16 protein-coding genes are annotated in these 14,704 nt (G+C 29.4%); 4 read left to right on the top strand and 12 right to left on the bottom strand.

Annotated features, from left to right (window positions below; translation table 11 throughout):
• The 3 genes from HKP59_RS08155 to HKP59_RS08145 all read right to left on the bottom strand — a co-directional run.
• A partial coding sequence (locus HKP59_RS08155; protein ID WP_291805507.1) for an L-threonylcarbamoyladenylate synthase occupies nt 1–883 on the bottom strand: 883 nt, incomplete at its 3' end.
• Between the two features lie 197 nt (nt 884–1,080).
• Entirely contained in the window at nt 1,081–1,839 is a 759-nt protein-coding gene (locus HKP59_RS08150; RefSeq protein WP_291805504.1) for a carbonic anhydrase, read from the bottom strand.
• Between the two features lie 266 nt (nt 1,840–2,105).
• Complete coding sequence (locus tag HKP59_RS08145) at nt 2,106–3,986, bottom strand: prolyl oligopeptidase family serine peptidase (protein ID WP_291805501.1); 1,881 nt, start codon at nt 3,984–3,986, stop codon at nt 2,106–2,108.
• Nucleotides 3,987–4,294: 308 nt separating this feature from the next.
• Here HKP59_RS08145 and HKP59_RS08140 point away from each other — a divergent pair, with 308 nt between their 5' ends.
• Together HKP59_RS08140 and HKP59_RS08135 are read left to right on the top strand one after the other, a co-directional pair.
• Nucleotides 4,295–4,657: a dihydroorotase gene (locus tag HKP59_RS08140; RefSeq protein WP_291805498.1), complete on the top strand. Its 363-nt coding sequence runs from the start codon at nt 4,295–4,297 to the stop codon at nt 4,655–4,657.
• A gap of 167 nt (nt 4,658–4,824) precedes the next feature.
• On the top strand, nt 4,825–5,514 hold the full coding sequence (locus HKP59_RS08135) for a TonB-dependent receptor plug domain-containing protein (RefSeq protein ID WP_291805495.1): 690 nt from the start codon (nt 4,825–4,827) through the stop codon (nt 5,512–5,514).
• Between the two features lie 122 nt (nt 5,515–5,636).
• Here the strand turns inward: HKP59_RS08135 and HKP59_RS08130 are convergent, their stop codons facing one another.
• From HKP59_RS08130 to HKP59_RS08105, 6 genes are all read right to left on the bottom strand, one after another.
• Nucleotides 5,637–7,493, bottom strand: a complete 1,857-nt coding sequence (locus HKP59_RS08130; RefSeq protein WP_291805492.1) for a glycoside hydrolase family 2 TIM barrel-domain containing protein — start codon at nt 7,491–7,493, stop codon at nt 5,637–5,639.
• Between the two features lie 68 nt (nt 7,494–7,561).
• Nucleotides 7,562–8,362 carry a hypothetical protein gene (locus HKP59_RS08125; protein ID WP_291805490.1) on the bottom strand — a complete coding sequence of 267 codons (801 nt, stop codon included), beginning with the start codon at nt 8,360–8,362 and terminating at the stop codon, nt 7,562–7,564.
• 126 nt (nt 8,363–8,488) lie between these two features.
• Nucleotides 8,489–9,130: a carbonate dehydratase gene (gene can, locus HKP59_RS08120; protein ID WP_291805487.1), complete on the bottom strand. Its 642-nt coding sequence runs from the start codon at nt 9,128–9,130 to the stop codon at nt 8,489–8,491.
• Between the two features lie 158 nt (nt 9,131–9,288).
• The gene (locus tag HKP59_RS08115; protein ID WP_291805485.1) at nt 9,289–10,002 is read right to left on the bottom strand and encodes a DUF3667 domain-containing protein; all 714 of its coding nucleotides are present in this window, start codon (nt 10,000–10,002) and stop codon (nt 9,289–9,291) included.
• On the bottom strand, nt 9,989–10,243 hold the full coding sequence (locus tag HKP59_RS08110) for an FUSC family protein (RefSeq protein ID WP_291805484.1): 255 nt from the start codon (nt 10,241–10,243) through the stop codon (nt 9,989–9,991). Before HKP59_RS08110 ends, HKP59_RS08115 begins: the two co-directional genes overlap by 14 nt.
• Complete coding sequence (locus tag HKP59_RS08105; protein WP_291805482.1) at nt 10,224–10,724, bottom strand: GNAT family protein; 501 nt, start codon at nt 10,722–10,724, stop codon at nt 10,224–10,226. Before HKP59_RS08105 ends, HKP59_RS08110 begins: the two co-directional genes overlap by 20 nt.
• Before the next feature lie 571 nt (nt 10,725–11,295).
• On the opposite strand from HKP59_RS08105, the gene HKP59_RS08100 reads away from it, so the two are divergent.
• Both HKP59_RS08100 and HKP59_RS08095 read left to right on the top strand, forming a co-directional pair.
• Nucleotides 11,296–11,772 carry an Hsp20/alpha crystallin family protein gene (locus tag HKP59_RS08100; protein WP_291805479.1) on the top strand — a complete coding sequence of 159 codons (477 nt, stop codon included), beginning with the start codon at nt 11,296–11,298 and terminating at the stop codon, nt 11,770–11,772.
• Between the two features lie 118 nt (nt 11,773–11,890).
• Entirely contained in the window at nt 11,891–12,388 is a 498-nt protein-coding gene (locus tag HKP59_RS08095) for a hypothetical protein (protein WP_291805476.1), read from the top strand.
• Between the two features lie 433 nt (nt 12,389–12,821).
• On the opposite strand, the gene HKP59_RS08090 is transcribed toward HKP59_RS08095, so the two are convergent.
• The 3 genes from HKP59_RS08090 to HKP59_RS08080 form a co-directional block, all read right to left on the bottom strand.
• Nucleotides 12,822–13,628: a hypothetical protein gene (locus tag HKP59_RS08090; protein WP_291805473.1), complete on the bottom strand. Its 807-nt coding sequence runs from the start codon at nt 13,626–13,628 to the stop codon at nt 12,822–12,824.
• 147 nt (nt 13,629–13,775) lie between these two features.
• A complete protein-coding gene (locus tag HKP59_RS08085) occupies nt 13,776–14,459 on the bottom strand; it encodes a hypothetical protein (protein WP_291805470.1) in 684 nt (227 codons plus the stop codon).
• A 30-nt stretch (nt 14,460–14,489) separates the two neighbouring features.
• Nucleotides 14,490–14,704 (bottom strand): VOC family protein (locus tag HKP59_RS08080; protein ID WP_291805468.1); only part of this gene is annotated, 215 nt, incomplete at its 5' end.

The following is a 14,704-nucleotide window of genomic DNA, read 5'->3' as shown; positions in this document are numbered from 1 at the left end:
CAATAATTATGTCTAATTGTAGTTGATCTAGTTGGTGCATCGCTGCATATAAATTTTTAGCAGCTTCCTCTAAATCTCCTGATTTTGAGAGAATTTCTTGATGTTCAACAGTTTGAGTTACGTTGTTTTGAAAAAGAAGTAATCCTATTTTTTTATTAGGATATGCTTGAATTAATTGTTCAACATTATTTGTAAGAAACGTAGCTGTAGCTGGTGCGTAATGACGCGAAAGCATTCCTGGAGCTACTGGTGAGTTATCATTACTATGGGTTTTAGCTAATACATTTCCAATTTTTGCTTCAATATGCTCAATGGATAAAGAACCCAACCTATACAAAATAGGTAACTCATTTTCAAACCCAATAATAGTAGATTCAATACCTTTTTCGCACGCACCTCCATCTAAAATAATTGCTAAGTCATCTTTAAAATAATGATCTACATGGTTGGCACTTGTTGGACTTATAGACCCAAAAGGGTTTGCGCTTGGGGCAGCAACAGGAAACTCGAGTTGATTTAGCAACTCTAAAGTTAATGGATGATTTGGAACCCTAATGGCTACCGTATTTTTTCCAGCGGTCACTAAATCTGAAATATGTGGTTGTTTTTTTAAGACCAACGTTAAAGGACCTGGCCAAAATTCTTTCGCTAATTGTATCGCTATTTTTGGAATATCAATGGCAACTTCAGGCAAAAATTCGGCAGATTTGATATGAATAATTAATGGGTTATAAAAAGGTCTTTTCTTTAAAGTAAATATTTTTTTTATGGCAACATCACTAAAAGCATTGCCTGCTAATCCATAAACGGTTTCAGTAGGTACAGCAACTATATTGTTTTGCTGTAATGCTATTTTAGCTTTTTTAAGATCTGTTGTTATCATAGTAAAAGGATGAGGCAAATTTAACATTAAAATCTAATAAAAAGGAGCTTTTATGTGTTGTAATTTTTTTGTCATTTTTAATAATTATATCTAGAAAGTATAAATTATATGAGAAAAGAAATTCACGAGAAGTTATTTCTCAAAGAAAAAAGTGAAGTATGTGTAGTAGCAGCTATTTATTTAGGGTGGATATATGATTAATTCAAATTGTTGTAAACAACTCTTCCATTTAAAGGTTGTTCAATACGATAATTGTTTAGTGGCATATTATCTCTTAATTTAAGCACTTCTTCTAATGAAATAACAATTGGTTGCTTGAAAATAATCCAATTAACATTTTCAGAACATGGAGGAGTTGTTAGTGATCCGCTGTAAGAGAAATATTCTTGATTTTCAATCGATAATTGCGTTAAATCTATAACCGTATTAATTTTTTTTGATTCACCATTTTTAAGCGGTAGAAAACTTTCAAACAATTCAAAGAGCTGACTTTCTTCTCCTTCAATTCCCAATATACTTAAAACGGTTATTTTATTGTCTTTACTTATATGAACTAAATGAGCTTCAATAGGAAATATAACGCCATTTATTTTGTGCTCAGAAGGTTCATGAAAATGTATTTGTTTGAGGTAAAATGTTTCATTCATATACCTAATTGAATCACCAGCTTGGAAACCAAATTGTATGGAATGACCATTATTTTCAACTTCACTTAAGTGTGTTGTTGGAGAATAAAATACTTCTAAATGATTGACATCTTTTGTTAGAACTGTATTTTTTTCAATGATGTTTATGGGAGACTGATACATTCCTCCGCAGTCAGAGTTTTTTTCAATTTCTACCCAATGCTCTGGAGAAGTTTCACCTTCATAACTCCAATGTTCTTTCTTTTCGTGTTTGCAGGCACTTATTATAAATAAACATGCATAAATTGCAACTGCTATTTTTCTATTCATAATTCTGTTATTTTTTCAATGCCTGTATCAACTATGAGCAGGATTTTTAACACCTCTAATGTAGCAAATAAAATAAGAATATAAAATATATTTATTTTTATTAATTTACTGATATACAGTTGATTAATCAAGGTAATAATATCCTTACTCATAGAATTTGCACCTATAACCAACTCTAAGAACTTGGGTTTCAAAATAATTGTTACGTGTACCGATAAAATTATTTTAATTAATTTTTTATAAACGCTACATCTCTGGTATGATTCTTACTTAAGATAAGTGTCTAAAAATGTAAGTATTCTACTATACGCTTCTATTTGATTTTCCTTTTTTACAAAACCATGACCTTCATCAGGGAATAGCACATATTCAACCGGAACATTATTTTTTCTAACTCCTGCCACAATTTCATCAGACTCAACTTGTAATACTCTTGGATCTTCAGCGCCTTGTAAAACAATTAAAGGCTTTGTAATTTTATCAGTATGAAATAAAGGTGAGATTCGTTTCAATCGAACAGAATCTGCTGAATATGGATCACCCAATTCTAGGTATAACGACTCTCTAAATGATTCCCAATATGGAGGAATACTTTTTAATGTTCGCAACCAATTTGTAACTCCAAATAGATTGACTCCAACGGCAAATTCCTCTGGAGTGTATGTTAAAGCAGCCATGGTCATATAACCACCATAAGAACCACCAATAATTCCTATTTTTTCACCATTAATTTCAGTTTGTTGAGCTAACCAATTTTTTCCTTCTACGCAATCTTGTAAATCGTTTTCACCATGGTTTTTATCATCCATTTTATAAAAGGTTTTTCCGTACCCACTACTTCCACGATTGTTCACTGCTAAAACGGCATATCCGTGATTTACCATGTATTGAATTAATGAGTTAAATCCTTGACGAGTTTGTCCTCCAGGCCCACCGTGAACCCATACCATTGCTGGTACTTTATTTGCTGGAGAAGCTTGATGAGGTAGGTAATAAATGGCAGGAATCTCGGTACCATCAAAAGACTTAAATCTAATTACTTTTGCGGTTACAAGGTCGTCAATGTTAATAGCGTCATTTAATACATTTGTTAATTTAAATTGTTCTTTAGTCTCTAAGTTATACGTATATAAATCTGAAGGTGAATTAGAACCCCCAACATATAATCGCATCCATTTTTCATTTTTACTAAATCCTACACTCGTAATGCTTTTACCGTCAAAGTTTGGTAAATCAATAGGTGTCATCGTATTACTATCTAATACTTCAATAGCATTTTTTCCATCTTCATTAATATATACAACCATATATTTCCCTTCTGAAGTAAAGGAGCTTCCAGAAATATCCCATGATTTCTCAATAACTTTTTTCTTTTCTTTTGAACCTAGGGTATAAGACATTAAATAAGAAAATTCTGCACCATCATCAGTCGTATAATAAAAGGTCGAATTATCTACTGAAAAATCTTGTGCAGCATTTGCACTTTGATTTTCATTTATTTTTGTCATTTGTTTCGTTTTTACATCATACAGAAATAAGTCGCTATCATTTGTATTTAAAGTTTTAGATAAGGCAAAATAGTTCTCGTCATTTGACATTCCACTAAAATCTAAACCATCGTTATTTTGATAAATCATTGCAGACGTATAATTATCAATTGATAATTTATACACATCAAAATATTTTGGATCTCTTTTATTGGACCCATAATATAAATACTTATCATCTTTAGACCATCCGTAGAAATTAGATTTTGCGCCTTTTTCAGGCGTAATATCTTTTATAGTTCCATCTAATTCTCGTACAAATAAGTGATCAATTTCATCACCATTACCATCGGCGCTTACTAACATTCTATCATCATTAGGAAAATAAGATTCAGCAAAAATAGAGGTACTATCAGACTGTGTAACAGGCACCATGTCTCCTCCTTTAGCAGAAATTGTATACACATTATAAATTCCTGAGCGATTACTGGATATGAGTAAATTACTATTGTCTGATGAAAAACTTCCACCACCAATGGCTTCGTTGTCCATAAACTGTTGAATAGTATATTGTTTGATATCTTTTTTAGTTTCCTTTATTTCTTCTTTACAAGAAAATAATAGTAGTACAATTGCGAATCCTAAAAGCTTAATTTTCATAATGGTATGATTTTATTTTTATCAAATATAAAATTATTTTAATTGAATTTTAGGTTTGTTTTCGGTTTATTTTTATTTTTCTATTGCAATAGAAAATTTGGAAGTATATAGGGGTGTTCAAATAAAAATTAGAAAATCTATTTTCCGCAAAATGTAATTTTCAATAAGTGAAATGCATTAATTCTTAAAAGGGCAGTCAGCAATTATTATGTTCTATTATATGTGAATAGATTTTTACTATTTTTTATTCTTGTTTAAATGTTAATATTCATTTATTTTTACGCTATTAACAATTAAAATTTTTTATAATGAAAAATCGTATTTTATTGGCTTTTTTAGTGAGTTTGTTTACTGGTATTATGTATTCTCAAAGTTCGAATTCAACTATCCAAGTAGGGGATGTTTTTGAGATTGGTGAAGCGTCAAATAATCATAATTATACATATATTAATTTTCCAAGGACTAATTTGATTATAAAAAAAGGAGGAGTTCCAAATTATAATAATGTAAAGGGTAAAAAAGTTCAAGTAACGTCTATCAAAGAAAAGAAAAATGGTCGTTTAATTGCAACTATTGAATTAACCTCTAAAAAATTATTTTTTAACAGTCACAAATATGTAACTGTTGAAATTAATAAAGCAATTAATCAGAAGGAATTGTTGAAGAATTAAAATCTTATTAGAACATCTCAATTTAGTTATTTGAAGAGATGTGTAAAGATTTCTTTTGAAGTAATTCCTTTTCTAATAGTAACTTTATGATGTCATAACTTGTGAACTTTACTCATTCTAATTAAATATTGTACTTTTAAAAATCGAATTTAAAATATTAACAAATCATGAAATATATATTTACCATACTGTTTTCATTTGCTCTCTTATGTTCTTTTACAAGTATTTCATCTGCTCAAGAAAGAACGTTGAAAGGGCATGTTACAACTTTAGAAAATATTGTAGTAGTGAATGCCGAAGTGAAGGTTTTAAGTAGTAAAGTAACCGTGTTGACTGATTCTTTAGGGAATTTTGAGGTAAGTTGTTTATTAAAAGATAAAATTAAAATAAGCGCTAATGGTTTTTATTCACAAAAAGTAAAAACTGAAGAAATACCAAACGAAGCATTTATAAATTTAGTTTTTAAACCAGGAGAAAAGAATCTTAATGTGGCTATGGGTTATGGACATATTAATGAAAAAGATAAATCTTACGCTACAACAACTATTAAGAATGATAACAATTATAAGTTTGCAAAGTATTCGAATATGATAGAGCTTATTACGAATAGTTCACCATCAATCATAGTTAGTGGAGGATCGATATTAATTCGTGGAGAAAGTTCGTTAAATGGTTCAAGTGCTGCTTTAATTATTATAAATGGTGTTGATGCACGTATGTCACAATTAATGGAATTGGAACCTATGAATGTAAAAAGCGTTGATGTTTTGAAAGGAGCAGCTGCCGCAATTTATGGTTCAAGAGGGGCTAATGGGGCCGTTGTAATTACTACCAAAAGAGGAGGAAATAATGAGTAAATTTAAGTAGAGAATCTTTTTTCATTTCCAATTTCTTAGTCTAACATCTAATGATGTATAGCGTGTGTGATTGAGTTTTAATGTGAGATAACTTATTTTATAACAGGTGATTTCAACGCTACTTATTCTTTGTCAGGACTAGTTTTATGTTCATAATAATTTTTTAGCACGAAAAAAGCTTTTTTCTTATCGCCTTTTTCTGATATCAAACCTTTTCTATTCCAACCATCTTGTATTTCGGGTAAAACTCTTCTTGGAGATCTAAAATCAACTAATATCCAAGGCGAAATACCTGATAGTTGATCTATTTGATCAATCATTTTCAAGGTTTCTTGGTAAAGATATTCTTGATATTCCTCATTCCATCTTGTATCTTTATTACCATGTAATCCATATTTTGCTCCAGCCCCAAATTCAGAAATTATTACAGGTTTATTGTATCCAATATTCCAGCTAATGGTGCTGCATTTTTCTATACCACCATCATACCATCCAATGTATTGATTGAAACTTAGAATGTCTACCACTTCTGCAAACGGATCACTAATTGTTCGCACCAATGGGTTTCCTTGATAATTGCTTTGTTCAAGTGCAGCACTTATTAATCGTGTAGGGTCTTTTTCTTTGGTATAGGTTGCTAAATCTGTTAGAAAAGAGTTTCGTGCTTCACTTGTTGGTGTTTCATTGGCCATTGACCAAATTATAACGCTTGCTCTATTCTTATCTCTATCGATTACTTCTGAAAGTTGATGTTTTGCATTTTTATAGGTTTGCTTGTTTTCCCAAGAAATAGTCCAATACACTGGATTCTCTTCCCAAACTAATATACCTAACTTATCGGCTAGACGCACCATGTGTTCATTATGTGGGTAATGAGCCAAACGCACATAATTACATCCAAGTTCTTGTGCCCATGTTAACAACTGTTTGGCATCTTCTAAGGAATGTCCTCTTCCATCGTGAATTGGACTTTCTTCATGAATGGAAATTCCTTTTAAAAATATAGGTTGTTCATTCAGAAGAACTTGAGCTCCTTTTGTTTTAATACTTCGAAAACCTATTTGATCAACAATTTGATCTTCGTCTGTTTTAATAAATACATCGTATAAAAAAGGGTTTTCTAAAGACCAATATTGTATGTTGCTTGAAATAATATCAATTGTTATTGTGCCTTTTTCATCGGTATAAAAACTCTTTTCTATCTTTAATTCAGGGATGCTTATGGTAACCTCTTTTTGTTTTTTGTTGGTACCGTTTAACCTTAATTTACCCATAATATGGTTCTTATTATGAGGGTCTAATTGAATGAAATAATCTTCCACAAAAGTTTCACTTGTTTCTATCAATTTTACATCTCTTGTAATTCCGCCATAGTTCCACCAATCTGTATTTAATGTGGGTACTGCTTCTTTTTTTCGTTTGTTATCAACTTTTACAATTAAAAAGTTGCCTTTATTTTCTAATTTGTCGGTAATTTCAAAATTAAAAGGTGTAAAACCACCAATATGTTTCCCTAATTTTTCTCCATTCAAATACACATCAGTTTCGTAGTTAGATGCTTCAAAATAGACAAACACACGGTTGTTATTTTTAGATTTGGAATAATTAAACGACTTTTTAAACCATACAGTACCTTCGTAATAGAATAGATTTTCCTTTTGAGTATTCCAGTCGCTTGGAACTAACATACGATCCATTTTATCAAAGTCGTATTCAATTAAATCAGATTTGGTTTTGGCCTTAGAATTCGTAAAAAAAGCTCCGCTTCCTGGATTTTTTTGATTTTCAAAAGGTTCGTAACGGTAGTTGTAAAATCCGTTTTCATAAGGATCTACAATATAGTTCCAGTAGCCATTTAGTGAAGTTGTTTCACGGTTGTATGCATTGGTAATTAATTGTTCTTGAGCAATTAATAAATGTATACTACTTATGAGTAGGATAAATAAAAGGGAGCGTAGTTTCATATTCTTATATATCATTCTTTTCTGTTTTCAACCAATTTAATAAAGAAACGAATGATCTTTATTTTTTATTTAATTACTTGAATTTATTTTTGACTAGAGTTTGATGTTAAAGATTCAATGGTTGAAATATTTTCGTCAATTCGTCCATAAATTGGTAAAAGAGCTGATGTATGATAAATTAACTCTGTAAGTAAGTTTATAAATACAGGGTCTTTTATTACGTCTGCATTTGTGGATTTACTATTCATTATTTCTATAGTTGAAAAGGATTTTGCTAAAACTTTATCATACATAGAAGTGTCTTTTTCGTATCCATTTACAGTTATTGAAAGGCGATTGGTATATTTATTTAAAAACGGATTTAAATGATTGTCTACAAAATTAGTTTGTAAATCTTCATAAGAGGCAAGTAGTTCTAGATTTGCTTTTAAGGAGGTAAGCTCACTTCTAAGTTCATTTGATGTTAGGAGCTTTAGTTGTCCTGACCCTATCATTTCATCGTAAATAGATGTTTTATTAGAATTACCAACTAAAAATCTTTTCGATAGCAAATGAAAACAGTAGTTTATATCTTCTTGATTGACAGATGTTAATTGGTTTGTACTTATTTTTATTAATTCTTTAGAGGCCTTTAAAACTGAACTATATCGGCTGAATCCAATTTCAGACTGAAACCTATTGTATTGCATTTTAATTTGTATGGCCTGAAGAAGTTGATTTTCTTCTTCCGTATCTATGCGGTTTTGATTCCACGTATTTACTTGGAGCGCAATCAAAATTCCAATAACCACAAGAATTATTTCTCCAATGGAGTATGTAAGATATCTTCCAGTTTTTCCCTTTGAAAGAAATTTCTGACGGACTTTTCTAAAAATCTTTATCATTGGTTATTGAGTTAGTCAGAATGAAGTACTAAGGTTTGTGTAAAAACAATAGACCATTAAAGTAGATGTAAACCTTTATGCTAAATTTATAATTTCAATCGGTTTTTATGAATAAAAATTAAGGTTTTAATCTAAGTCTAAGGTAAAAATATCATCTAAATGAGCCGCACTATCCATTGATACTTTTAAATCTTTGATAATACCGTCATTTAAGCCATACACCCAACCATGAATTTCTAAACCACTATCGTCTTTCCAAGCTTTTTGAACAATTGATGTTTTTGCCAAGTCATATACTTGTGCTTTAACGTTTAGCTCTACTAATCGATCAAAACGTTTTTGATCATCTTCTATTTTTCTTAATTCGGTAATGTTATCTTTATAAACTTCTTTAATATTTCTGATCCATTTATTGATCAACCCTAAAGATTTGTTCTGCATAGCAGCTTGTACACCTCCACAACCATAATGTCCGCAAACAATAACATGTTTTACTTTTAGGATATTTACTGCATAATCGAGTACACTTAGCATATTCATGTCTGTATGCACTACCATATTAGCAATATTTCTGTGCACAAACATTTCACCAGGTAGTGTCCCGGTTATTTGGTTCGCGGGCACTCTACTATCGGCACAACCAATCCATAAAACGGGTGGTTTTTGACCTTTAGATAATTCTTCGAAATACTTTGGGTCAGTATCAATTTTTTTTTGGACCCATTCTTTATTATTTTTCAATAGTTGATGATAATAAGTATTTTTCATAATGTATTGTTTTTTTAGTCTTGTAATGTTTTTATAAAAGATGAATGCTTTGTTTATGCACCCAATTTAGGAAATAAAATCCGAATAGAAAATACGATAGGATTTTTTAAAAGTAGGAGAGAGCCAGTAATGAGTTATGGTTAGTATTTTACATAGTTTTAGCTCATAGCATCAATTATGGCACCAATTGCATAGATTCCAATCATAAAAGTTACCATTCCTAAAAAGTATGAAACTAACGCTTTTGGATAGTTCCAAATTTTCTTTTTATCAAAAAACTGTGCAATTGCCCATAAAATATAAAGTATCCCTATTAAGTATCCTTTATCAATAATTTTTAAATCAATTAAACTATCAGCAACTCCAAATACAGCAAATAGCAACATGCCAATTCCCATAACAAAACATAAAAGGATAAGAATCTCATAGAAATTATAACCGTACTTCTTAAAAAATATTTTTATCCATAAGGCAATAAAAATTCCCATTAATATATTGGAATAGCCATAATTTTTAGAAACCCAATTAAAGATAGAATGTATGGCAGAATCCTTTTCAAAGGAATAACCTACATAGCCATCTTCAAAATTAAATAGTTGTTGGAAAATGGAATAAATTAATGAGCTTATTATTATAAATACAATAGGCTTGACTAAACGATTCCTATCTTCTTTTATAAATTGCCTTATTGTTTTTCCTGGCCGCAATATTAATTCTCGAATGGTATAAAATATTCCTTTGTCGAAATTTAGAACACTTCCAACTTCTTGAACAATATATTGACTATTAATTCTAGTTAGTTTAATTGGATTTCCACAATTTGGGCAATAATTTAGTGTTACCTCTGTTTTACAGTTTTTACAAATATTCACAATCTTTTACTTTAAATTTGGTTCTTTTAACAGTTCTGTAGGCTATATTTTTCTTAGAATTCTCAATCAATTTATAAATAAAATACAAAGAGATTAGCGTAAAAAAGCCCATAGTATTCACTACAATACTGTAAATTATAATCCCGATAAGAAATCCAATTAATACGGCATGAGTAATGGCGGATGATTTCTCACTTTTTGCTTTCTCTTGTATGGTTTTATTATTTTTTTCTGATAGCATAAATTAATTCGTCTAAATATTCACCTTGTTTGAATAAGGTTTTTTCAAATTTTCCTTCTAAAATAAATCCTGCTTTTTCTAAAACTTTCTGAGAGCCAATATTTGTGCCAAATGGCCGAGCAAATATTCTATCAATTTCAAAAGTTTTAAATCCGTAATCTATCATCTGCAGTACAACTTTGGTCATAATTCCTTTTCCCCAATAGGGTTCTGCTAACCAATATCCAAGTTCAGCATTTTTCTTATGAATATCTGTTTGAAAATGCAATCCAATTCCTCCAGAAGCTTCTCCATTAATTTCTATTGCAAAAATTCTATCAGGACTGTTTTTAGTCGCCATTTTAATAAATGCCTCTCCATGTTCCTTAGTATATGGATGTGGAAATTGGTCGGTTAAGTTTGCCGCAATTTTTGAGTTATTTGCATATTTTACTAAACTTTCAATATCTTTTAGATTCCATTGTCTCAATATAAATTTCATATATAAATGTTTTTTAATAATTTATAATTGTCTTAAATCTTTTAAGGACCCAGCAAAATAACTGTGATCAACTGAATCTTCAATTCCTTTTAGTTTGATAGAGTCAGTTTTATAAGCTAATTCTTATTTACTCTTTCCATCTTGAAAATATTTTTTACTTTCTGTTGTTTTTTTTTCTTTATTGAATTGGCACGATAATAAAGGAGATATTAAGATAATGTAGAGTAATTGTTCTTTCATTATGCTTGCTAATTTATAGATTAATGATTTTCATAATTTTTTACTAAGTTAGGAAAAGTAATTATACATATCCTTGAACTAGCAATGAATTTAAATACATCATGAGTAGTACTTTTTTAGACAAATTCCATAATTTTAAATGTCAAATTGACATTTATTTAATTTAAAAAATGACAATAATTCAGAATATCAGGCTCTTAAAAGCATTAATTTATTAAAAATCTTAGATAAAAGATGATTCATTCATTTTTGGTATTTTATTTGTTCAAATAAAAAAGAAGTCAGTATGATTTCAAATTTGAAATAATGTTTAATTTAAAATTTTGTATTTATGAGCACTTTAGTACATGTTCCTAAAAACGGAAGTTTAGCAAAAGCAAATTCAAATGTAAACTTCCCAACTTGGTCTAACTGGTTAGATGATATTTTTAATGAAGACCTACCATCTGTATTTTCTTCAAATTTTAATACTGGTATTTCTTTACCAAAAGTAAATATTAAAGAAATGCCTGATGCCTTTATGGTAGATATGGCTGTTCCAGGTTTAAAAAAATCAGATTTTCAGATTGACCTAGACAACCAAGTATTATACATCGCTGCTGAAATTAAAGAAGAAAGTGAACAAAAAGAAGAAATTTACACTAGTAGAGAATTCGGTTACTCTTCTTTTAAAAGAACTTTTAATTTACCGGAAACCGTAGATGAAGATAAAATAAATGCAAGTTATAATAACGGTATTTTAAGAATTCATTTACCTAAAAAAGAAGAGGCAAAGCAAAAGCCAGCGAGAACAATTAAAATTTTATAACTATATCTTTATTTTAGTTAATTAAAGAGGATGAGGCTGATTTTTCAGCCTCGTCTTATCTTTCTTTATTATTGTTTTAGTAGGATTAATAGATGTCTAATTTTAAAATTTTAGAATAATGAAAAATTATATTTTATTATTATTTACAGTTTTTTTAACGGTTAGTTGTAGTGGACAAAATAATGAGGCAAAAAATTCGGATATTACAAAAAATGAAAAAAATATAGGTAAAGAACCGAATGGTAGCTGGAAAGTAAATAAAGAATTTGATGAAAATGGAAATTTAATTAGTTATGATAGTATGTACTCTTGGTCATCTTCTAATAAGTTAGAGAATCTGTCATCTGTAGAAAGAGATAGTTTGATGCAATTACTTAAGTCGAGATTTTTTACAAATTTTTCAGGATTTAAAAATCAGGGTTTTGATGATGTTTTTTCTCAAGACTCAGTCTTTAGTGAACGTTTCTTTAATGATGATTTTTTTGGAAGTGATTTTGGTAAAGACTTTATGGATATTGATAAAATAAGAGAACAAATGATTGCAAGACAAAAGAAGTTTTTAGAGAAATATCAGTCAGAATTTGTTGATCCAAAGGGTGAAAATAAAAATAAATAAGTGGGCTTTTTGATTACTTTATATGTTAGTAGGATGACTTATATTGGTATTTAATTGTCCACGTTCATATTTCACAATCTCGTTCTATTTTTTTGCTTGTTAGGTATTATCAACTTATCAGTCACCTCGCTATATTCCAATAGTTCATTCTCTAAATTTTTGAGCATTATTTATACTGAAATAATGACCTTCTTATTTCATGTAGGTAGATTAATTAAGATTTGCCTATTTTTTATTTTCTATATAGTTCGATAATTGGCTTATCCAATCAGTTTCCATGGTAAACTTCACACTAGGTACAACTCCTTGAGACTCAAATTTTAGGTAATCCAAATGTTTTTTTGAAGTAAGAACTGCTAAAAAATTCCCACAGGGAAGCGTATAATTATCGCCTTTTAATTCAAAATTGAATGCTGGTACAACCTTTAAAACCCTACCAAAATTCTTTACACTTATTATATTCGGCCTCTTTTAGTATTTCAAATCCTAAATCAATAGACTTTTGAAAATCATCACATCCTTTCTGCTTTTCATCTAAGGCATAATATGCTAAACCTCTTAAAAAATATGCATTTTTATCAGTAGAATCTATCGCTATTGCTTTATTACAATCATATACAATTCCTTGAAAACCGTATGGGAATCTTGTTGCAGCTCTGTTTATATAAACTTTTGCATCTGAAGAATCTCTTTTTATATACATATCAAAGTCTTTTTTTGCTAATTCATATTTTTGGAGCGCTAAGTACATCCTTCCTCTATGTAAAATAGATTTTATATCATCTGTTTTTTCAATTATTGAATTTAATTGATTTATTTGATCTAAATGATTAGGTCTAACCCAAAATCCAGATGTAGATTTTATTCTTCCATTACAAAGGTCATCTAAAACATCAAAAGAAACGGTATACCCTCTATTATAGACTTTATAAATTCCAGCATTAGGACAAGATTTTCCCTCTTTATCAAAAAATTCTATGGTATCTGATTTTATAGTATAGCTTGAAATGATATCAACTGAATTATTGTCTCCTAAATCGGTTTCCACTGTTCCATTTTCTTTGAAATAGATTTTCATTGGTCCATTTGGACTCATATGTTTCCATACTCCAATTAATGTTGAATCATTCGGTTGAGTAATTTCAATTGAAGTAGGGACTTTTTCTTTTGTTGCTTTGTAGTTACAACTATATGTAAAAATTACAGAAGTTAATACGAAAAATATTTTTAATGTCCTCATCTTTATGGATTTACTTAATCAAATATAACAAAAAAATTTATGAGATGTTATTTTCAGCAGTTCTTTATTTTGGAATGAATTTCATTCTAAATATGTTAACATTATGAAAATATTCTAACTGTTAAAATCAAAATAAAGCAATTGATTTTATTGATTGTTTACAATAGCATTTTTTAATCTGCTATTCAATTTACTAATATATTCTTTTCGTTCAATAAGGTCTATAAGCGTTGCTTCAAATGTTTTGGTATCATTTAAATTTGGAAATGATATTTTTTTTTTGGCTATAGAAGATGATACCAAAATATTGAAATAATTGAATGTGAGTATTAGTTTTTGAACAAAGTCAGTTTTTTGTATTTTGAACCCAATACGCTCAGCTGTATTTTGGTTGAGTATATAACTTGTCCCACGTACTTTGAGTTTATTGTTTTTATGACGTTCATATTCCTCTATTAAGTTCAAAAGCCCTTGTAAATATAGTTGAAGAATCAATTTGGTTCGTTGTGTTCCATTCATTTTTTTGTCAAGCACAAAAACATAATCAAATAGGGTTCCACCGTGTATGATGATTACCCCGTTATTTGGTGTTTCAGAGAGAAAGAGTGGTGAGTGATAGAGTAATTTTCCACTTTTTTTTAGTGATGGTGTGTCAAAAAAAGGTGCAATTATGGATAATACAATTGAAAAAATAAGAATTCCAATCAGATAAAATCCAGTTATCCATGATACTATGAAAGATGAAATGATGATACTAAATGCAACTAAACCAATCAAGAATAAAATTTGATGTTGTTCTGTTTTAGTTTTAGCGTAAAATCTATGTTTCATGTTTTCGATTCGCATGATTCCCAATTGGTTCTATTTGGTTACGTTTCCTATTTTATCAAGTTTCAGGTAAGGGTTAAAAGCAATTTCCCATAAATTTCCATCCAAATCTGATACGTAACTGCTATATCCACCCCAATTCGTTTTTTGAGGTTCCTTAATTATTTCAACACCTCTAGCTCTTAATCTCTCAATTAATTGGTCAACTTCTTTTTCTGATTGAGTATTATATGCCAATGTGAAACTTT

This window comes from Lutibacter sp., from assembly GCF_013041805.1.
Classification (GTDB): domain Bacteria; phylum Bacteroidota; class Bacteroidia; order Flavobacteriales; family Flavobacteriaceae; genus Lutibacter.
Note: the sequence above shows the minus strand (reverse complement) of the source record. Positions and strands in the feature narration are given on the sequence as shown.